At 68.0% G+C, this 21162-nt stretch carries 13 protein-coding genes; 11 read left to right on the forward strand and 2 right to left on the reverse strand.

Going from position 1 to position 21162, the window contains the following annotated elements; translation table 11 throughout:
- The first annotated feature begins 108 nt into the window (after window positions 1-108).
- From gap to KGR00_RS02770, 7 genes are all read left to right on the forward strand, one after another.
- Complete coding sequence (gene gap / locus KGR00_RS02740; RefSeq protein ID WP_129139061.1) at window positions 109-1110, forward strand: type I glyceraldehyde-3-phosphate dehydrogenase; 1002 nt, start codon at window positions 109-111, stop codon at window positions 1108-1110.
- Between the two features lie 361 nt (window positions 1111-1471).
- The gene (locus KGR00_RS02745) at window positions 1472-1825 is read left to right on the forward strand and encodes a hypothetical protein (RefSeq protein ID WP_224417754.1); all 354 of its coding nucleotides are present in this window, start codon (window positions 1472-1474) and stop codon (window positions 1823-1825) included.
- A 62-nt stretch (window positions 1826-1887) separates the two neighbouring features.
- Window positions 1888-3579 (forward strand): sensor domain-containing diguanylate cyclase, encoded by a 1692-nt coding sequence (locus KGR00_RS02750; protein WP_224424110.1) that lies wholly within the window; start codon window positions 1888-1890, stop codon window positions 3577-3579.
- Window positions 3580-3624: 45 nt separating this feature from the next.
- Window positions 3625-4473, forward strand: a complete 849-nt coding sequence (locus KGR00_RS02755; protein WP_224417752.1) for a dienelactone hydrolase family protein — start codon at window positions 3625-3627, stop codon at window positions 4471-4473.
- A 286-nt stretch (window positions 4474-4759) separates the two neighbouring features.
- Window positions 4760-5923, forward strand: coding sequence for a GNAT family N-acetyltransferase (locus KGR00_RS02760; RefSeq protein ID WP_224417751.1), 1164 nt, complete (start codon window positions 4760-4762; stop codon window positions 5921-5923).
- Between the two features lie 228 nt (window positions 5924-6151).
- Window positions 6152-7966 carry a monovalent cation:proton antiporter-2 (CPA2) family protein gene (locus KGR00_RS02765; RefSeq protein ID WP_224417750.1) on the forward strand — a complete coding sequence of 605 codons (1815 nt, stop codon included), beginning with the start codon at window positions 6152-6154 and terminating at the stop codon, window positions 7964-7966.
- A gap of 58 nt (window positions 7967-8024) precedes the next feature.
- Window positions 8025-8855, forward strand: coding sequence for a fructosamine kinase family protein (locus tag KGR00_RS02770; protein WP_224417749.1), 831 nt, complete (start codon window positions 8025-8027; stop codon window positions 8853-8855).
- 13 nt (window positions 8856-8868) lie between these two features.
- On the opposite strand, the gene KGR00_RS02775 is transcribed toward KGR00_RS02770, so the two are convergent.
- On the reverse strand, window positions 8869-9768 hold the full coding sequence (locus tag KGR00_RS02775) for an alpha/beta hydrolase (RefSeq protein ID WP_224417748.1): 900 nt from the start codon (window positions 9766-9768) through the stop codon (window positions 8869-8871).
- A 72-nt stretch (window positions 9769-9840) separates the two neighbouring features.
- On the reverse strand, window positions 9841-10452 hold the full coding sequence (locus KGR00_RS02780) for a TetR family transcriptional regulator (protein WP_129139069.1): 612 nt from the start codon (window positions 10450-10452) through the stop codon (window positions 9841-9843).
- A 147-nt stretch (window positions 10453-10599) separates the two neighbouring features.
- On the opposite strand from KGR00_RS02780, the gene KGR00_RS02785 reads away from it, so the two are divergent.
- The 4 genes from KGR00_RS02785 to amt all read left to right on the forward strand — a co-directional run bounded on the left by KGR00_RS02785 (window position 10600) and on the right by amt (window position 21140).
- Window positions 10600-11874 carry an efflux RND transporter periplasmic adaptor subunit gene (locus KGR00_RS02785; RefSeq protein ID WP_129139070.1) on the forward strand — a complete coding sequence of 425 codons (1275 nt, stop codon included), beginning with the start codon at window positions 10600-10602 and terminating at the stop codon, window positions 11872-11874.
- Complete coding sequence (locus KGR00_RS02790) at window positions 11871-15050, forward strand: multidrug efflux RND transporter permease subunit (RefSeq protein WP_224417747.1); 3180 nt, start codon at window positions 11871-11873, stop codon at window positions 15048-15050. The genes KGR00_RS02785 and KGR00_RS02790 overlap by 4 nt, the downstream gene beginning before the upstream one ends.
- 252 nt (window positions 15051-15302) lie before the next feature.
- Window positions 15303-17561 carry a mechanosensitive ion channel domain-containing protein gene (locus tag KGR00_RS02795; RefSeq protein WP_224417746.1) on the forward strand — a complete coding sequence of 753 codons (2259 nt, stop codon included), beginning with the start codon at window positions 15303-15305 and terminating at the stop codon, window positions 17559-17561.
- A 222-nt stretch (window positions 17562-17783) separates the two neighbouring features.
- Window positions 17784-21140, forward strand: coding sequence for an ammonium transporter (gene amt / locus KGR00_RS02800; protein ID WP_224417745.1), 3357 nt, complete (start codon window positions 17784-17786; stop codon window positions 21138-21140).
- Window positions 21141-21162: the final 22 nt, after the last annotated feature.

The following is a 21162-nucleotide window of genomic DNA, read 5'->3' on the forward strand; positions in this document are numbered from 1 at the left end:
TAAAGCGTAGGATTATTTCATCGTGGTTGCCTCCCGGGCCGGCCTCCTCCGGCAGCGGGCATGCGGCCGCGTATCGGGTTCACGTCAGTCGTATCGAAGGAGGCCACCATGACCTTGCGTGTCGCCATCAACGGGTTCGGACGTATCGGTCGCAACGTGCTGCGGGCGCTGTATGAGAACGGCTATCGGGATCGCATCCAGGTGGTTGCCATCAACGATCTGGGCGATCCGGCGCTCAACGCCCATCTGCTCAAGCATGATAGCGTGCATGGCCGTTTCTCTCCGGAAGTGGGCCACGACGACGAATCGCTGAGCGTGGGCGAGGACCGCATCGCCACCTTCGCCCAGCGCGATCCCGCGCAACTGCCCTGGGCGTCGCTCGAGATCGATCTGGTCATGGAGTGCACCGGGCTGTTCACCAAGCGCGAGGCCGCCGCCAAGCATCTGCAGGCCGGCGCGCAGCGGGTGTTGATCTCGGCGCCCAGCCCGGATGCCGATGCCACCGTGGTCTATGGGGTCAACGACGATGTGCTGACCGGCGAGCATCGGGTGGTCTCCAATGCCTCGTGCACCACCAACTGCCTGGCGCCGGTGGCCAAGGTGCTCAACGATGCGGTGGGTATCGAGAACGGTCTGATGACCACCGTGCACGCCTACACCAACGACCAGAATCTCTCGGACGTCTATCACAAGGATCCGTACCGGGCGCGCAGCGCCACGCAGTCGATGATTCCCACCAAGACCGGCGCCGCGGCGGCGGTGGGGCTGGTGCTGCCGGAACTCGACGGCAAGCTCGACGGGCTGGCGGTGCGCATTCCGGTGATCAACGTCTCGCTGGTCGATCTGACCTTCACCGCCGGTCGCGACACGTCCAAGGAAGAGATCAACCGGTTGATGGAGCAGGCGGCCGCCGACTCGTCGGTGCTGGCGGTCAACGCCCAGCCGCTGGTGTCGATCGACTTCAATCACGACCCCAACTCGTCCACCTTCGACGCCAATCACACCCGCGTCAACGGGCGCCTGGTCAAGGTGATGGCGTGGTACGACAACGAGTGGGGCTTCTCCAACCGCATGCTGGACACCGCCCTGGCGATGCAGGCCGCCGCCTGAGGGGTGTCCCACCGGGTGTGGTGGCGCGCCGGTGAAAACGCTTCGCGCACTCACGGCTCCGCACGGAATGTTGCGCCGCCGCGCCGCCACCTTCCATGACTTGAGCTAGCGAGTGCTTGGGGTGCCTTTGGGCACCCTTTTTTCTTGCGCTGTCTCATGCTTTCGGCGGATTGCGGGGCGGCTTTCTTCAGCAGTGGTCGGCACAGCTGCTAGGCTTTTCTCGATCCATGGGCGCAAGAACCACCCCGACGACCACGCGTCTTTGCTGATACACTTGGGTCGGAAGCTTCCATTCACCCGGCGGAAGGCGGTGGGCGTGTGCCCGGTACCGTCTCGGCCATGACGACTGTGTACCAGGACCATGCGTGACAGTGTTGCCCAGGCCCACCTGCTGATCGGTGCGACGCTGCGGGATCCGCAGCGCCAGCGCGAGGGGCGTGTCGTGGGCGTGGATCAGACCCGCGACGTACCGGCATTGTGGCTGGTATGGAGCGACCAGTCGAGGGCCGAGCGCGTGACCCTCAGCCGGCCCGAGTTGAGCCGCCTGGTCGAGGGCTGTGCTCCCCAGCAGCGCGCGGCTCCGGCGATCGATGACGATGGCGGGCGGCGTGCGAACGTCGCTGCCGGCGCCGACCGCGTGCGCCGTTCGGGGTCCGAGGTGCGGGGTGGGGCATCCCCGGCCGCGGTGGCCTTGAAACGTACCGGCGGTGAGTGACCGGCCACGCGGAGCGTGCGCCCCGGCGGTGTCCAGGGAATCGGAAGAGGGGGACGGTGTGCATGGTGGCATCGCCGTTACAGTTGTTGCCGCGGTTCATGGAAGCGATGCTGGGGGCATCGCCCGCCGTCGTCTATGCGACCGATCCGGGGTGGTGGCAGGGGCGCCTGCACTACCTGGGAGTCAACGTCGCCGAGCTGTGCGGTATCGAGCGCGAGGCGCTGCGCGAGTGCCCCCAGCGCTGGCTGGAGTGCATCGACGCCAGTTGTCGTGAATCGCTGTTCGCGCAGCTCGAGACGGCCCGTCACGACGGCACTTCCCGCCTTTGCCTGCAGTACGCCGTGTTCCATCTCGACGGCACCCGTCATCACCTGCAGGACGACATCGTCCTGCATCGCGGCACCGACGGCGAGCTGGTCGAGCTGGTCGGCTCGCTGGTCGACGTCACCGAGCGTCAGACGCTGCTGGAGCGCTTCGAGAAGCTCAGCGAGCAGCTTCCCGGCACTCTCTATCAGTGCCGGCTGGCCCCCGACGGACGCCTCGACTTTCCCTTCGTCAGCGCCGGTATCCGGCGCCTCTTCGGCCTTGCCCCGGAGACCGTGATGGGGCGGGCCTCGGTGGCACTGGAACGGGTCCATTCCGAGGACGGCGAGGGGCTGTGGCGCAGCATCCTGCGCAGCGCACGGCGCCTCAGCGTGTGGCGTCACGAGTTCCGCTACCACCATCCCGATGGCTACCAGCTGTGGGTGCATGGCCAGGCCAAGCCGGAAAGACAGCCGGATGGCAGCATTCTCTGGCATGGCTTCTGTGAAGACGTCACCCTGCGCCGACAGGCACAATTGGCACTCGCCGAGAACGAGCGGCGCTATCGCTTCATCGTCGAGAACGTCAGCGACCTGATCCTGTTGCTCGATGCCGATGGGCTGTGCCGCTTCGCCTCGCCCTCGGTCGGCCGGATTCTCGGCCATGCGCCCCAGGATCTGCAGCTGCGCCCGATGATCGAACTGCTGCCGCCGGACGACGCGTCGCGTGTCCAGCGGCACATTCACGAAACCGCGCGGATGGGCAGCAACCTGCGTCTCGAGCTTCGCGCGCGTCACGCCCAGGGGCACTACGTATGGCTGGAGACGGCCTGTTCGCCCTATGTCAGCCCGCTCAATGGTCGTTACGAGTGGATCCTCGCGGTGGGGCGCGACGTCACCGACCGCAAGCTGCGCGAGATGAAGCTGCACGAGCTGTCGACCATCGACAGCCTCACCGGCGCCCTCAATCGCGGCGCCTTCCTGGGGTGTCTGCGCAGCGCGCTGGAGGCAGCCGATCCCTCGGCCGCGCGATCCTCGCTGGTGATCTTCGATATCGACCACTTCAAGGCCATCAACGATACTTGGGGGCACGCCGCCGGTGATCTGGTGCTCGCCAGCCTCGGCGAGATCTGCCGCAGCACGCTGCGTGCCCACGACATCTTCGGGCGCATCGGCGGTGAGGAGTTCGCCCTGGTGCTGGTCTCGCAGCCGCTTCAGGAGGCCATCGGGCTCGCCGAGCGACTGCGCGGGAAGTTCGAGAACGTGCTGGTCGAGTTCCACGGCGAATGGCTCAACTTCACGGTCAGTTTCGGCGTCGCCGAACGCCGCGACGACGAGCCCATCGAGGATCTCATGCACCGGGCCGACATGGGCCTCTATGCCGCCAAGCGGCACGGCCGCAACCGGGTCCATCGGGCGCCGGGCGAGCCGACGGACGACAAGACGCCGTGACGCGCGCTCGGCCGCCGCGCCAAGACCACGAAACAAGGAGAAACCATGCGCACCCTGCTCAAGCTGCTGTGTCTGCTACCCGTCCTGCTGATCCTTTCGCCGGCTCAGGCCCAGGAGGCGGGCAAGGCGGACACCTCGCCGGTGACCATCGCCCAGGGCCCGCGGGTCGTCGGCGAACCGTTCACGTATTCCACCGGCGGCCAGACCTACCAGGGCTACCTGGCACGCAACGTCGCCGACGACGAGCCCCGCCCGGCGGTGCTGATCGTCCACGAATGGTGGGGGCTCAACGACTATGCCAGGGCGCGCGCCGACCAGTTGGCGGCACTGGGCTTCGTGGCGCTGGCCGTCGACATGTACGGCAACGGCGAGACCACCACCCACCCCGACGAGGCCGGCCAGTTCGCCAGCCGGGTGATGCAGGACTGGCCCACCGCCCGCGCCAGCCTCGAGGCGGCGATGGCCAAGCTCAGCCAGAATCCGGCGGTCCGCGGCGACCGCATGGCGGCGATCGGTTACTGCTTCGGCGGGGGCGTGGTGATGAACATGGCGCTCGCCGGGATGCCCATCAAGGCGGCCATCAGCTTTCACGGCAGCCCCACCCGGGCGGTGACCAACCCGCAGCCCTTCGACGGCGTGGTGCAGATCCACAACGGTGCCGACGATCCGCTGGTCAAGCGTGACGATCTCAAGGCGATGGCGCGCACGCTCAAGGCCCAGGGCGCCAAGGTCAAGGTGGTCAACTACCCCCACGCCAAGCACGCCTTCACCAATCCCCACGCCGATGCTCTCGGCGCCGAGGACGACCTGCCGCTGGCCTACAACGCTGCTGCCGATGCCGCCTCCTGGCAGGCCGCGCTGCTGGCGCTCGACAAGACCCTCAACGGCGACTGAGCCTGGCCGGCCCGGGTGCCCGGGTCGGTTCCGGACAACCCCGTCGTTTCGGCCGCCGTCGCCGGGCGTCGCAACACCTTTCCGGGGCCGGCCTCCGGGGTCCGGCCGCTCCCGGAGCCGGCCGCACCAAGCGTGCGGACTGCCCATGGCGTCGCTTCCCCGGGGAACGCGCTGGGCACGGTTCTCGACCGGGGCGCATGGCGATACCCTATCTACCCCCACCCACGCGATCGCGATGGGCATAGGCCGCCCTTTGCCGCGACGAACGCCACAGGGAGAGCGAGACATGCGCTTTGCGATCGAGACGCTGAACGCCGTCGAGGCGCTGCCGGCAACGGCCTGGAATGCGCTGGTGCCGGCCGATCAGCCGTTTCTGCGCCACGAGTTCCTGCATGCCCTGGAGGCGAGCGGTGCGGTGTCGCCCGCCAGCGGCTGGACGCCGCGGCATCTCGCGGTGCGTCTCGACGGGGTGCTGGTGGCGCTGCTGCCCCGTTATCTCAAGGATCACTCCTTCGGCGAATATATCTTCGACTGGGCCTGGGCGGACGCCTGGGAGCGCGCCGGGGGCGACTATTACCCCAAGGGACTGACGGCGGTGCCCTTCACCCCGGTGCCCGGTGCGCGGCTGCTGATGGGGGATGGCGCGGCGCGGCGCGAGGTGATGGCGGCGCTTGGCGAGCATTGCTGTGACGCGACGCTGTCGAGCTGGCACCTGCTGTTCGCCGAGGACGCCGAGATCGACGACTGGCTGGCGGTGCGGCCCGAGCTGCTGGAGCGGGCCGCGGTGCAGTTCCAGTGGCGCGATGCGGGGTTCGGCGACTTCGCGGGCTTTCTCGCCGCGATGAGCGCCAAGCGCCGCAAGGAGGTGCGCCGCGAGCGGCGCCGGGTCGCCGAACAGGGCCTCGAGATGGTGCGCCTGGAGGGCGAGGCGATCGATGCCGCGGCACTCGAGCACTTCTACCGCTGTTACCGGATCACCTATTACGAGCGCGGCCAGCAGCCCTACCTGTCGCTGGATTTCTTCCGCCGCCTGCGCGAGACGATGCCCGAGGCGCTGCTGCTGGTCCAGGCGTGGCACGGCGCGCGGCCGGTGGCCGCCGCGCTCTGCCTGCAGGGCAGCGAGACCCTCTACGGGCGTTACTGGGGCAGCGAGGTCGAGGCCGACTGCCTGCACTTCGAGGCTTGCTACTACCAGGGCATCGAGCATTGCCTGGCGAAGGGGCTGACGCGTTTCGATCCGGGCACCCAGGGCGAACACAAGCTGAGCCGCGGTTTCGCGCCGCGCCGGCTGCGCTCGCTGCACTTCATCGCCCACCCGGGCTTTCGTGACGCGGTGGCGCGCTTCTGCGCGGAGGAGCGCGAGCATGTCGCGGCCTATGCGCGTCACGCCGAGACACGGCTGCCGTTTCGTCGCGACCACGATGCCGCTGGGGAAGCGCTGAACAAATAGGCGAGCGGGATGAAGCGGGCGTCGCCACGCCGCAAGGCGCCCGGCGCACAGGAACCGCAGCATATGGGGTATATGTGAGGATTCCGACCGGGCTGGCGTTCCAGCACCGCGCAACGCAGCGATTCGTCGGGGACGCCGAGTTCGTGCAGGCATTTGTGCAGTGTTTCCCTGGCTGAGCGGCGAACGGGGCGATAGCATGCCCGCAGGGAATGCGAGGACACCGGGACCATGGATTTTCTCTTCGAAGCGGCCGTACTGTTGGGTGCGGCGATCATTGCGGTGCCGCTCTTCCAGCGGCTGGGACTGGGATCGATCCTCGGTTATCTCGCCGCCGGGCTGATTCTCGGTCCGTCGGTCAGCGGCTTCATCGCCGAACCCGAGACGGTGCTGCACTTCGCCGAATTCGGCGTGGTGATGCTGCTGTTCATCATCGGCCTCGAACTCGAGCCGGCGCGGTTGTGGCGTCTGCGCAAGCGTCTGCTGGGCCTGGGCAGCCTGCAGCTGATCGGTTGTGCGGTGCTGCTCACTCCGCTGGGACTGGCCCTCGACCTGCCGATGGATCGCGCCATCCTGCTGGGTCTGATCCTGGCGCTGTCGTCGACCGCCTTCGCCCTGCAGGTGCTCAACGAACGCCATCAGCTGGCCGCCCCGCACGGCCAGGCGGCGTTCGCCATCCTGCTGTTCCAGGATCTGGCGGTGATTCCGTTGCTGGCGCTGCTGCCGCTGTTCGCCGGCGACATCGGCCTCGCCTCCGGCGATACCTGGCTGACCGTGCTGCGCAGCGTGGGCATGGTGGTCGCGGCGATCGTCGTCGGGCGGCTGGTGTTCCCGCGGGTGCTGGCCTTCGTCGCGCGCAGCGAGGTCCACGAGGTGTTCACCGCCGCGGCGCTGTTCATGGTGCTGGGCATGGCGCTGGTGATGGACTGGGCGGGGCTGTCGATGGCGCTGGGCGCCTTCCTCGGTGGGGTGATGCTCGCCGATACCGTCTATCGCCACGAGCTCGAGGCCAATATCGAGCCGTTCAAGGGGCTGTTGCTGGGACTGTTCTTCATCGCCGTGGGCATGTCGGTGGACCTGTCGCTGGTCTTCCACAACCTGCCGTGGGTGCTGGCCATCACCGCCGGCCTGGTGATCGGCAAGCTGGTGGTGATCGGCCTGGTGGGGCTCGCTGCCCGGCTGCCGCGAGCCGAGGTACCACGCCTGGCGGCGGTCATCGCCCAGGGCGGGGAGTTCGATTTCGTGCTGCTCACCGCCGCGGTGAGCGCCGGGGTCTTCGAGGCGCGCATCGCCAGCCTGTGCATCGCCGCGGTGACGCTGTCGATGGCGCTGACGCCGTTTCTCTACCAGGCCGGGGAGCGCCTGGGGGCGCGCTTCAGGGACAAGCGTCCCTACGACGGCGATTTCGGCGATTCGTCGCCGCCGGTGTTGATCGCCGGGCTGGGGCGCTTCGGTCAGATGGTCGCGCGGGTGCTCAAGAGCCAGGACATCCTGTTCACCGCCCTCGATCCCAACATCCGTCAGGTCGAGTTCATCCGCCGCTTCGGTTCGCAGATCTACTACGCCGACGCCTCGCGCCTGGATCTGTTGCGGGCCGCCGGCGCCGAGCGTGCCCAACTGCTGGTGGTCGCCGTCGACGATGCCGAGACCGCGTCGCGGATCGTTCGTCAGTCGCGGGCGCATTTCCCCGAACTCAAGATTCTCGCCCGCGCCCGCAATCGCCATCACGCCTGGGAGCTGATGGAGATGGGTGTCGACGTGGTGGTTCGCGAGACCTTCGCGGCGAGCATGGAGATGAGTCTCGAAGTCCTCAAGGGCCTGGGTTACCCGAGTTCCAACGCCATGGACGCGGTACGCACCTTCCGCGACTTCGACGTGCAGCTGTTCCACGATTCCTACGCGCATCGTCACGACGAGGAGGCGCTGGTCGCCAACGACCGGGCGGCAATGGCGGAGCTGCGCTCGCTGTTCCAGAAGGAGTTGAGCGGGCGAGCGCCACGCGATGCCACGCCCGGTGTCGCGCGCAGCGAGCCCGAGGCCAACTGACGCCGATCACCCGAGGCGACTATCTGAAGCCACATACCTGACAGAGAGGGAGGCGCGGATGAGCGATCGAGACTGGCACGAGCGCTTGGCGGCGCTGGGCCTGGAGATCGTCGGTGAGCCGCGGGCGCTGGCCGGCGGCGACATTGCCGAAGTGAGCCGCCTCGAGACCCGCCAGGGGGCCGTCGTCGCCAAGCGCGACGACCCGCGGACGCTGGCGGCCGAGGCCGACGGCCTGCGTGCGCTGCGCAAGGCCGGCAGCGCGTTGATCGTGCCCGAGGTCATCGCCCTGGACGACGACCTGCTGGTGATGGAAGCCCTCGACGCCGGCGGACGCCGCGACGGTGCCCGACTCGGCGAGGGGCTGCGCGAGTTGCACGGGGTGGTCGGCGAGACGCACGGCTGGCCCCACGACAACCGCTGCGGCCCCACCCCCCAGCGCAACACGCCGTGCGCCGACGGTCGAGTCTTTCAGCGCGAGCAGCGGCTGCTGGCGCTGGGGCGGGCCTGCCTTGAGCGCGGTTCGCTCGAACGCACGACCTTCGCGGCACTCGAGCGCATCGCCCGGGGCCTCGAGGCCTGGCTGCCCGATGCGCCGCCGCGGCTGGTCCACGGCGACCTGTGGTCGGGCAACGTACTCTACACGCCCCGGGGCCCGGCGATCATCGATCCGGCCGTGTACTACCACTACCCGGAGGTCGACCTGGCGATGCTGACCCTGTTCGGTCACCCCGGCGAGGCATTCTTCGAGGCCTACTGGGACGGCGGGGCGCCGGACGACTGGCCGCGACGCGAGCGGCTCTTCCAGCTCTACCCGCTGCTCAACCACCTGCTGCTGTTCGGCGGCGGCTATCGAGGCGCCGTGGAACGTACCATCGCCGAACTGACCTGATCAGGCTCTTGTCTCAGCCGCGGCCGGCACCGCGCAGTCGCGCCAGACCGTGACGCAGGCGCGCGGCGAGGCCTGAATGGCGTGCGCCGAGAAAGGCGCGTATCGGCTCGACCTGGTCGCGCTGGTTGAGCATCGGCGCGTGCCCGCAGCCGGGCACCTCGAGGGTGGTCAGGTGGGGCCGTTCGGTCTGCATGCGCGCCAGGGTCGCCGCCGAGAGGATGTCGGAGCGCTCGCCGCGGATCGCCATCAGCGGGCACTCGAGGGACTGCCACATCGGCCACAGGTCCTGCGGGGAATCGTGAAGAAACTGTTCGGCGATGCGCGGATCGAAGTGAAACCCCCAACTGCCGTCGATCAGCCGTCGCGAACTCTCCAGGGCCAGGCGTCGCCAGGCGTCCTCGCCGTCGATGCCGAACTCGGCGTAGTGATGCTTGAGCTCGGCGAGCAGCTCGCTGAAGGTCGAGAAGCGGTGCGGCACGGCAAAGTAGCTGGCCAGCTGGGCCAGGCTGTCGGCGTCGATTTCCGGCCCCACGTCGTTGACGATCAGCCGCGAAATGCGCTCGCGGCCGCTCTCTGAACCGGCCAGCAGGATCCCCAGCAGGCCGCCCATCGAGGTGCCCAGCCAGGCTACCCGGTCGAGGCCGAAATGATCGAGCACGGCCAGGGCGACATTCTGATAGTGGCTGTAGAGATAGTCGTGGGCGGGAAACAGCGACCAGCTCGACAGGCCGCGTCCGGGCGTGTCGGGGGCGATCACCCGCCACTCGGGGCCGAGCCGCCGTGCCAGGTCGTGGAAGTCGCCGCCGTGGCGCGACAGGCCGTGCCAGGCGAGCAGCGTCCGGCGCCCTTCGGGGTGCCAGACGCGTACCGCCACTTCGAGAGCGCGAAAGCGGATCAGCTCGAGCGCATCCATGGGACCTCTCCCTCAGTGTGCACCCCTGCAGTGTAGCGCCTATGCTGTGTTGCAGCATGAGGCATCCTGCATTCAGGGGCGCATCAGGTCGAGCAGGGTATCGACCACCACGGTGCCGCGCTTGTCGATCGGCAGTTCCTCGGGATCGCGCAGCCAGTCGTGGAAGAGGCCGCCGATGCAGCACTGCAGCATGTCGGCGGCCATCTCGGGCGACAGCGACGCCTTCAGTTGACCGCAGCGCTTGGCCTCGCGAAAGGAATCCAGCATCGATTCCAGGCAGTCGCGTTTCATCTGGCGCTGCATCTCCAGCGGATCGATGTCGCTGAAGAACTCGCAGCGGTGGATGAGAATCGAGTGGATGCGCTGATAGCGCGGTTCCTGAAGCCGCGCGAAGCTTTCGTGGCAGGCCAGGCGAATGCATTCCAGTGGCGAGGGGTTGTCGTGGGTCGCCTCGATGGCGCGGGCGAGATCCTCGAACGGCAGGCGTACGCGTTCCAGCAGGGCGTGGAAAAGATCCGCCTTGTTCTTGAAATGCCAGTAGACCGCGCCACGGGTCATTCCGGCGCGGCGGGCGATCTGCTCGAGTGAGGTGCGCGCGACCCCTTTCTCGTAGAACAGCGCTTCGGCCGCGTCGAGAAGAGACTCCCGGGTCGCTTCGGCTTCGGCTTTGGTGCGTCTGGGCATGGCGACTGAATGCTCTGGAGGACGGGTAGAAGGCGACTTTTTTGACGCCATCTTACCCCATCGCCCGAATATTTACATTCATGGTTGTATGGCTGTAGTCTTGCGTCATTCGTTATTCGACTAAGGGATGTCATGATGGAAGCCGTGATGCTTCGAAGCCGCAAGCGGTGGCTTCTGCCGCTGGCGCTCGCCGCCGTGCTGGCGGGTTGCGGGGAGGGCGATTCGGGCGGTGAGAAGTCCGCTCAGGCACAGCAGGCGCCGCCCCGTCCCGCTCAGGTGATGACCGTGGAACCGCGCGATCTGACGCTGGACAGGCAATACCCTGCCATGGTGCGCAGCAATCGCGAGGTCACCGTCATGGGCCGCGTCGAGGGCATCCTCGAGGCGCGTCATTACGAGGAGGGTAGCCGGGTCGAGAAGGGCGATCTGCTCTATACCATCCAGCCCGATGCCTATCAGGCGACGGTGCGTCAACGCGAGGCCGACGTGCAGAGCGCCGAGGCCGAACTCTACCGGACCCAGCGCAACGCCGATCGTTACCAGCGCCTGTATCAGCAGAACTCGGTCAGCCAGCAGCAGCTCGACGATGCCAAGGCCGACCTGCGGGCGGCCCAGGCGACCCTGGCCCAGGCCAAGGCGGCGCTCGACGCCGCCAAGATCGACCTGAGCTACACCCAGGTCCGCGCACCGGCGAGTGGCATGATCAGCCTCAGCCAGGTCAACGTCGGCAGTCTGGTCCAGCCGCCCGAGGCACTGACGACGATCACCCCGCTGGATCCGCTCGACGTGCGCTTCTCGCTGCCCGCGGTGGATGCCCTGGCCCTGCGTCAGCAGCGTCAGGCCTCGCCGGGGCCGCTCCAGGCGGCACTCACCGCGCCGGGCACCGGCGGGGCGAGCACTGCGCCCAACCGGCTCGAGGGGCACGTCGACTTCTTCGGCGCGCGGGTCGACGAGTCCACCAGCACGGTGCAGGCCGAGGCCGAATTCGCCAACCCCGATCATCTGTTCCTGCCTGGGCAGTTCGTGCGCGTGTCGCTGACCGACGTCAAGCGCTACGACGTGTTCGCGGTGCCCGCGGTGGCCGTCACCGAAGGGCTCAAGGGGCCCCAGGTGATGGTCCTCGACGACAAGGACACCGCGCAGGCGCGTTTCGTGTCGCTGGGCCAGCAGGCCGGCGACTGGCAGATCGTCAGCGACGGTCTCGAGAAGGGCGATCGGGTGATCGTCAGCGCCATCGGCAGCATCAGCCCGGGTGACAAGATCGAGCCGCAGCCCTTCGACGGCGACCCCGAGACCGGGCAGGACAAGCCGGTCGCCGACGGCAGCGGCCGCCAGGGCGATGATGCCGGTCAGGGCGGCAAGGATGACCAGGCGTCGGCGTCCGGATCGGCGGCGCAGGGTGAGGATGGGGGCGAGGGATGAATTTCTCGAGCGTTTTCATCCGCCGGCCGATCTTCGCCACCGTCATCTCGGTGATCATCGTGCTGATCGGGCTGATGGCGGTGCGGGTGCTGCCGGTGGAGCAGTACCCGCGCGTGGTGCCGCCCAGCGTCAGCGTCACGGCGACCTACCCGGGGGCCAGCGCGCAGACCGTCTCGGATACCGTGGCCTCGACCCTCGCCGAGGAGGTCAACGGCGTCGAGAACATGATCTACATGACCTCGGCGAGCTCCGACAGCGGCAGCATGTCGATGCAGATCTACTTCTCGATCGGTACCGACCCGCAGACCGCGACCATCAACGTCAACAACCGCGTCCAGCGGGCCCTGTCGCAATTGCCCAGCGAGGTCCAGGCCCAGGGGGTGACGGTCGAGCAGCGCTCCAACAGCGTGCTGATGTTCGTCGCGGTCACCTCCAGTTCCGAGGCCTATGACTCGCTGTTCCTGACCAACTACGCCAACCTCAACATCACCGACGAGCTCAAGCAGCTTCACGGGGTGGGGCAGGCGCAGGTACTGGGCAATCAGGAATTCGCCATGCGCGTCTGGCTCAACCCCGACAAGCTGGCCCAGTACGACCTGACCCCGGCGGAGGTGTCGGCGGCGATCAAGGCGCAGAACACCGTGGTCCCGGCGGGCAAGCTGGGGGCCGAGCCTCAGGATGACCCGACCGCCTATACCTACACCATCACCACCCAGGGGCGGCTGAAGGACGTCGACGATTTCCGCAACATCCTGCTGCGGACCAACGAGGACGGCTCCTCGCTGCGCCTGGGTGACGTCGCGCGCGTCGAACTGGGCAAGAACAGCTACGGCGTGCAGGGCTACGTCAACAACAAGCCGATCGCGCCGATCGCCATCTACCTGCAGCCCGGTGCCAATGCGCTCGACGTGGCGGGCGAGGTCAAGGACAAGATGGCCGAGCTCAAGAGCCGCTTCCCGGCCGGGCTCGACTACGAGATCCCCTACGACACCACGCTGTTCATCGATGCCTCGGTCTCCTCGGTGGAGCACACCTTCATCGAGGCGCTGCTGCTGGTGATCGCCATCGTCTTCGTGTTCCTGCAGAGCTGGCGCTCGACGCTGGTGGCGATGTCGGTGGTGCCGATCTCGGTGGTCGGGACCTTCGCCGGCATGTACCTGCTCGACTTCTCGATCAACCTCTTGTCGCTGTTCGGCATGATCCTGGCGATCGGGATCGTCGTCGACGATGCCATCGTGGTGATCGAGAATACCGAGCGCATCATGGAGGAGGACGAGAGTGCCACGCCGCTCAGCGCCGCCTTCCTGGCGATGAAGGAGGTCTCCGGCGCGGTCATCGCCACGGCGCTGATCATGGCCGCGGTGTTCATCCCGGTGGGCTTCATGGGCGGGATCACCGGCCAGATGTACCAGCAGTTCGCGATCACCATCGCGATCTCGGTGGCGATCTCGGCGGTGGTGGCGCTGACCTTCACGCCGGCGATCAGCGCGCTGTTCCTCAAGAACGCTCACCACATCGAGCATTCGCGGCTGTTCCGGACGATCCACAAGCCCTTCGACTGGTTCAACAAGGGCTTCGCCAAGATCACCGATCTGTTCATGGCGGTGACCCACTTCCTGATCCGGCATGTGGTGCTGACGCTGGTCCTGCTGGTCGCCATCGGCGCCGCCTCCTGGGCGATCTACGAGCGGCTGCCGAGCGGGCTGATCCCGGCGACCGACCAGGGGGTCGCGCTGGCCGCGATCTCGCTGCCGGCGGGGTCGTCGTTCGCCCGCACCGATGCCTACATGCACAAGCTCAGCGAGCGGATGGAAGAGATTCCGGCGGTCGAGTACGCGGTCAGCGTGCCCGGCTTCGACATCCTGTCGAGCTCGGCGAACACGGCGAAGGGCGTGATGTTCGTGACCATGAAGCCGTGGAGCGAGCGTGACATCGGGGTCGAGGATCTGGTGGGCATGATCATGAAGGCCGGCGCCGAGATCCCCGGCGGCAAGGCGATGGCCTTCAACATCCCGCCGATCCAGGGGCTGTCGACCACCGGCGGGTTCACCGGCTATCTGCAGTCCTTCGACGGCGCCTCGCCGCAGGCGCTGGCCCAGGCCTCGATGAAGGTGATGCAGGCGGCGGCGAAACGCCCCGAACTGACCCGCGTGTTCACCACCCTGGATGTCAACGTGCCGGTCTTCGACGCCACCGTGGATCAGGACAAGGCGCGGGCGCTGGGGGTCGATCTGGGCGATCTCAACACCACCCTGAGCAGCACCTTCGGCAGTTCGTTCGTCAACTACTTCACCAAGGCGAGCCGCAGCTTCCAGGTCTACATGCAGTCGGAGGCCGACTATCGCCAGCATCCCGACGATCTGAAGGACGTCTATGTGCGCGGCGGCGACGGTCAGCGCATTCCGCTCTCCGAGCTGGTGACCTTCGAGCGCAGCAAGGCCCCCTCGGTGCTCGACCGCTACAACGTCTACCCGGCGGCGCGCTTCCAGGGCGAGCCGGCACCCGGCTACAGTTCCGGCCAGGCGGTGGAGGCGATGCAGGAAGTGGTCAGCCAGACGCTGGGTAAATCCTATGGCATGGGCTGGACCGGCGAGGCCTTCCAGCAGCGTAACGTGGGCACCGCCGCAGCGCTGGCGCTGACCTTCGGCATCGTCATGATGTTCCTGATCCTCGCCGCCCAGTACGAGAGCTGGACGCTGCCGCTGGCGGTGGTCTCCGCGGTGCCGTTCGCCTTCATCGGCGCGGTGGTCGCGGTCTACCTGAGCGGCATGAGCACCAGCGTCTACCTTCAGGTGGGACTGCTGGTGGTCGTGGGTCTGGCGGCCAAGAACGCCATCCTGATCGTCGAGTTCGCCGAACAGCAGCGCAAGCACGAGGGGCTGTCGGTGGTCGAGGCGGCGCGCGTGGCGGCCCGCCAGCGCTTCCGGCCGATCGTCATGACCTCGCTGGCGTTCATCGGCGGCTCCCTGCCGCTGGCGCTCGCCACCGGCGCCAGTGCGGCGAGCCGCAATCAGATCGGCACGCCGGTGGTCGGCGGGATGATCGCGATCACCGTGCTGGCCAGCGTCTTCGTGCCTGCCTCCTACGTGCTGATCATGAAGGTCACCCATACGCTGTCGCGCTGGGTGGGACGCGACCCCGACAAGGCTGGCAAGCCGGCCGACGAGCGCGGTTGAGTCGCGAAGCCGTTGCCGTGTCACGCAAAGCCAAGGCCCCGGGGTCTTGGCTTTGTCGTTGACAGGCGTCAGGCTTCGGGGGCCGATGACGGACAGCCCAGGCTTGTCTGAAAAGTCGGCGAGCGACGGTCAGACAAGGCAAAAATCAGCGAGCAAGCGGAGTTTACGGGTTGTAAATGAGCATTGTGAGCTGATTTTTAACGCCGTGTGGCCGAGCGCAGGCATTTTTCGGACAACGCCTGGGGAGGTGGCATGTCGTTGAGATATCTGTGCCGGCTGCTCTGCCTGCTGGCCATGCTGATGGCCCCGGCGGCGATGGGGCAGGGGCTGCCGGGGGGCTTCGGGGGCGGCGGCGAGTCGGCCGATTCGTCCTCCGATTCGCAGCAGTTGCAGGATTCGCTGGATCGGGTGATCGCCACCCTGGAGGACGACGCGCAGCGCAGGCAGTTGCTCGAGCAGCTCAAGGCCTTGCGCGAGACGACCCGCGCCGCGGCCGGGGGCGGCGACACCGAGCAGCGCCAGGGGCTGCTCGGCGCGCTGGCCGACTCGCTGACCGATCTCGGCGAGCAGGCCGAGGCGGGGCGGTCGCCGCTGGCCATCTGGGGCCGGCGCAGCCAGCGGGCGCTGGACGACCTGGATGGGTTGATCACCGGGATGGGTCACAGCGAAGTGATTCGCCAGAGTCTCGAGGCCCTGACCCTCACCGCGGTCTGGCTAGGGCTGCTGTTGCTGCTGATGGCGGCCGGGCGGCTGTTGGCGCGACGCTACGACTGGCCACTGGCGCTACCGCCGGAACCGCGCCCGGCGCTGCTGGTGGTGCACTTCCTGCGCAAGGTGCTGCCCTGGGCGCTGGCCTTTGCCGCCATGCTGGCCAGCCTGCGCTGGCTGACCCAGCCCAGCCCGGCGCGGGCCAGCGTGCTGGTGATCGCCTATGTCACGCTCTGCGGACGCCTGCTGTCGACGGTGTTCGACGAGGTGATCGCGCTGTTCACCCGGGGGCACCGCCGCGTGGCGGTGGCGATCCTGCGCCGTCAGGCGCCGCGACGGCTGTTCGTGATCGGTGCCCTGGCGGCGTTCGGCGACGCGGTCAACAGCGAACGGCTGGTGACGCTGCTGGGCAATGACCTGGCCGGCTGGCTGTCGGTGCTGGCCAATCTGCTCGCGGGGCTGCTCAGCGGGGTGCTGGTGCTGCGCATGCGGCGTCCGGTCAAGCACCTGATCCGCAACCGGCCCTATTCGCAACGCCGCGACTCGAGCACCCTGCGCGACGTGGCCGTGGCGCTGGGGCGCTTCTGGCATGTCCCGGCTCTGCTGCTGATCGGGGCCTCGCTGGTGGCGATCTTCGTCTCCGTCGGCGATGCCGACGTGGCCTTCACCCGGGCGATTCTCTGTGCGGCACTGCTGGTGCTCTCGCTGGTCGCCAGCAGCGGCCTGCACCGGCATGCCGAACGCGCCACCCGGCGCCGACGCAAGTCCCAGTATCGGCGGCGTCTCGAGCGCTTCGGCTATACCCTGGGGCAGTTCATCGTCTGGGGGCTGTTCGCCGAGCTGTCGCTGCGGGTCTGGGGATTGTCGCTGCTGGGCATCGGCCAGGAGGGCGCCGTGAGCGCGCGAATCGGCCATGCCCTGCTGCGCATCGGCCTCACCGTGCTGCTCGCCTGGCTGATCTGGATCTTTGCCGATACCGCCATCCAGCGCGCCTTGCGCGGCTCGGCCAGTGCCCGCGGTCGGCGCATCCACAGCACCCGGGCGCAGACCATCACCCCCATGATCCGCAACGTGGTCTTCACCACCATCCTGGTGATCGCCTCGATCGTCGGGCTGGCCAATCTCGGTGTCAACGTCACGCCGCTGCTGGCCGGTGCCGGGGTGATCGGTCTGGCGATCGGCTTCGGTGCCCAGACGCTGGTCCAGGATCTGATCACCGGGCTGTTCATCCTGATCGAGGACTCGCTGTCGATCGACGACTTCGTCGACGTCGGCGGGCACATGGGCACCGTCGAGGGGCTCAGCCTGCGTACCGTGCGGCTGCGCGATCTGGATGGCATCGTGCATATCATCCCCTTCAGCCAGATCAAGGGCATCCAGAACTTCGCCCGGGAGTTCGGCACCGCGCTGATGCGTATCCGCGTCCCGCATACCATGAAGATCGACGCCGCCACCGACCTGGTTCGCGAGGTCGCCGATGCCTTGCGGCAGGATCCGATGATGCGTCACCACATCTGGTCACCGCTGGAATTGCAGGGCATCGAGAGTTTCGATCAGGGCGCGGCGATCCTGCGCGTGCGCATGCGTACCAGCCCGTCGATGCAGTGGGATGTGGCGCGTGCCTTCAATCTGCGTCTCAAGCAGCGGCTCGACAGCGAAGGCCAGGACCTGTCGCTGCCGCGGATGAGCGTGGTGCTCGAGACGTCGCGCGACGGCGGTGATGACGGCCGCGACGTGGCGATGCCCCCGCGCCGCGCCTCGGCCACACCACCACCGGAGGGGGCCGATGGCGAGCCGCAGTAGCGGCCGCTGGCACCCTTATTGCTTTCCCTAATGTGGCGCCGTCTTCCGGCGGCGCCGATTCTGCCGGTTAGCCCGGCTGCGGTGGCATCGGTCGGCGGATACCCGGCGCTTGCGCACCGCCAGGGTGCATGGCGCGGGGGTGTGCTGCACCACGGGGGAGCCGGCCATCATCGGCCGACGCATCAGGGAGCGAGGCGGGGCCGCGATCGGGGAGCGGTGCCTATGCAAGTCTCGATGCTGGATACCCTGTGGGTGTTGTGGGGGGCGATGCTGGTCTTCGTCATGCAGGCCGGTTTCCTGTGTCTGGAGTCGGGCGTCACGCGTGGCAAGAATGCCATCAACGTGGCGATGAAGAACCTCGCCGACTTCACGGTAACCGTGGCGGTGTTCTGGCTGGCCGGGTTCGGCCTGATGTTCGGCGACGGCGTGGCCGGCCTGGTCGGCAGGGATCATTTCCTGCCCACGCTGGGGGTCGGTCACGATGCCTGGCTGGCCTGCTTCTTTCTCTTCGAGGCAATGTTCTGTGCCACCGCCACCACCATCGTCTCCGGCGCGGTAGCCGAGCGCATGCCGTTTCTTGCTTACCTGGCGCTCACCGTCGGGGTAGGCGTGCTGGTCTATCCGCTGTTCGGTCACTGGGCCTGGGCCAGCGCACTGAGCGACCGGCCCGGTTGGCTGGAAGCGCGTGGCTTCGTCGACTTCGCCGGCTCGACGGTGGTCCACAGCCTGGGCGGCTGGGTGGCGCTGGTCGCGGTACTGCGCATCGGCCCGCGCGCCGGCCGCTTCGTGCCCGGGCAGGCCGCCAGGCCCGTGCCGGCGAGCAATCTGCCGCTGGCGATGCTCGGCGTGTTGCTGCTGTTTCTCGGCTGGTTCGGCTTCAATGGCGGCAGCACGCTGGCGCTCGACGAGCGGGTCCCCGGGGTGCTGGTCAATACCGTGATGGGCGCCGTGGGCGGGGTGCTGTCGGCCATGCTGGTGGGCTGGCGGCTGCGTCGCTACGCCGAGGTCATGTATGCCATGAATGGCGCGATCGCCGGTCTGGTGGCGATCACCGCCGGCGCGCATGCGATGACCGCCGGCCAGTCGCTGTTCATCGGTGCGCTGAGCGGGGTGCTGATGGTGGTGACCAGCGAGGGGCTGCTCAAGTACCGCATCGACGACGCGGTAGGGGCGATCCCCGCGCATCTGGTGGCCGGCATCTGGGGGACCCTGGCCGTAGGGCTGATGGGCGATCTCGACCTGCTGGGTACCGGTCTCGATCGCGCCCATCAGGTCGCGGTGCAGTGCCTGGGCATCGCGGTCTGCGCGCTCTGGGGCGGTGGTTCGGCCTGGCTGCTGCTGGCACTGATCGGGCGCGGCCTGCCGCTGCGGGTCACGCCGGACGCCGAGCGGCTGGGGCTGAACGTCGCCGAACACGGGGCGCGCAGCGAACTCTTCGATCTGCTCGAGGCGATGCGCCGCCACGAGCGCAACGGTGATGTGCGCGGGCGTGTCGAGGCCGATCCGTTCACCGAGCTGGGCGAGATCGCCGCCGGCTACAACCGGGTGTCGGCGGCGCTGGAAAAGGCCATGGCCCGGACCCAGGTGCTGGTGCGCAATCTCCGCGACGGCCTGGTGACCTGGCGCGCCGACGGTATCCTGACGAGCCTCAATCCCGGCGCCGAAACCCTGTTCGGCGTGACGGCCGAGCGCGTCGTCGGCCAGCCGCTGAGCCAGCTGATCCAGGGCGATCTGCCGCAGCCCGGGCAGCGCCGCGAACTGCGGGTGGCCAACGCCGACGGCGAGCCCCGGTATCTCGAGCTGCAGTTCAGCGAGGGGGCCGCCGGCTCCGAAGCGGAGTGTGCCGCGCTGGTCCGCGACATCACCGATCGGCGCCGTGTCCAGGAACAGTTGCATCGCGAGCGCGACCTGGCGCAGGTCACTTTGGCATCGATCGGCGATGGCGTGATCGCCACCGATGAGGTCGGCCGGGTGACCTTCATCAACCGCGAGGCGCAGCGGCTGACCGGCTGGTCGCAGGAGCAGGCCCTCGGCGAACCGATTGCGCGGATCTATCGGCTGGTCGACGAGACCTCGGCGGAGCGCGTCCCCAACCCGGCTCGCTGGGTGCTGGGTGGGGGCAAGCCGCACGTGGGGGCGACCACTCATCTGCTCACGGGACGCGACGGCCAGTGCTGCCCCGTGCAGGACTCGGCGGCACCGATTCGCTCGCGTCACGGGATCGTCATCGGCGCGGTAGTGGTCTTCCACGATGTCTCGCTGACCCGCGACCTGTCACGCAAGCTCAATCATCAGGCGACTCACGATGCGCTGACCGGCATGGCCAACCGGCGCAAGTTCGAGCAGTCGCTCGGCGAGCTGGTCGAGCAGAACCAGGCGGGCGCGCGGCATGTGCTGTGCTATCTCGACCTCGACCAGTTCAAGGTGGTCAACGATACCTGCGGGCACATGGCCGGCGACGAACTGCTGCGGCAGGTCGCGCGATTGCTGCGCGACCGGGTGCGGGCTTCCGATCTGCTGGCGAGGCTGGGCGGCGACGAGTTCGGCATCCTGCTCTACGACTGCCCGCTGGACAAGGCACGAGCGCTGGCCGAACAGGTGCGCGCGGCGATCGACGATTTCCGCTTTGCCTGGCAGGGGCGGGTCTTCTCGATCGGCGTGAGCATCGGCCTGGCGGGCATCGACGCCCGTCGCGGCCTGGACGACGTGCTGAGTGCCGCCGATGCCGCCTGCTATGCCGCCAAGGAGGGCGGGCGCAACCGCGTGCACGTCTACCAGCGCGACGACAGCGTGCTGATCGAGCGTCACGGCGAGCTGCAGTGGGTGCCCCGGCTGCAGGCGGCGATCGACGAGGACCGGCTGCGCCTGTATGCCCAGCCGATCGTGCCGGTCGACGATCCCGGCGCCCGGGTACATCACGAGATCCTGGTGCGTCTGCAGGAGGGCGAGCGGCTGGTCACGCCGGGGACCTTCATGCCCGCCGCCGAGCGCTACAATTTGATGCCGCGCATCGACCGCTGGGTGGTCACCAATGTGCTGGCCTGGCTTTCCGACCGCTGTCGGCGTTCGGCGGACTGCGGCCTGTGGTCGGTGAACCTCTCCGGGGCCTCGCTATCCGACGAGCGATTCTGCGAGGAACTGCGCGACTGGGTGGCGGCGGCCGGGCTGCCCGCCGGCACGCTGTGCTTCGAGATCACCGAGAGTGCGGCGATCGCTCAGCTGTCGCGGGTCGTCGAGCTGATCGAGCGGCTCAAGGCGTTCGGCTGTCTGTTCGCCCTCGACGACTTCGGGGCCGGGCTGTCGTCGTTCGGCTATCTCAAGCAGTTGCCGGTGGATTTTCTCAAGATCGACGGCCGTTTCGTCCGCGACGTCGACAGCGATCCCATCGATCGGGCCATGGTCGAGGCGATCAACAGCGTCGGCCATACCCTGAACCTGCGCACCATCGCCGAGTTCGTCGAGACGCCCTCGGTGCTCGAGCAGTTGCGCCGGCTCGAGGTGGATTTCGCCCAGGGCTATCTGGTGGATGCGCCCACGCCGCTGGAGGCGTTGGACAATGTTCGGGTGATGCCGCGTTAGCCGTCGCCCGGTGTTGGGGCAT

It is taken from the genome of Modicisalibacter sp. MOD 31.J (assembly GCF_020147985.1).
Lineage (GTDB): Bacteria > Pseudomonadota > Gammaproteobacteria > Pseudomonadales > Halomonadaceae > Modicisalibacter > Modicisalibacter coralii.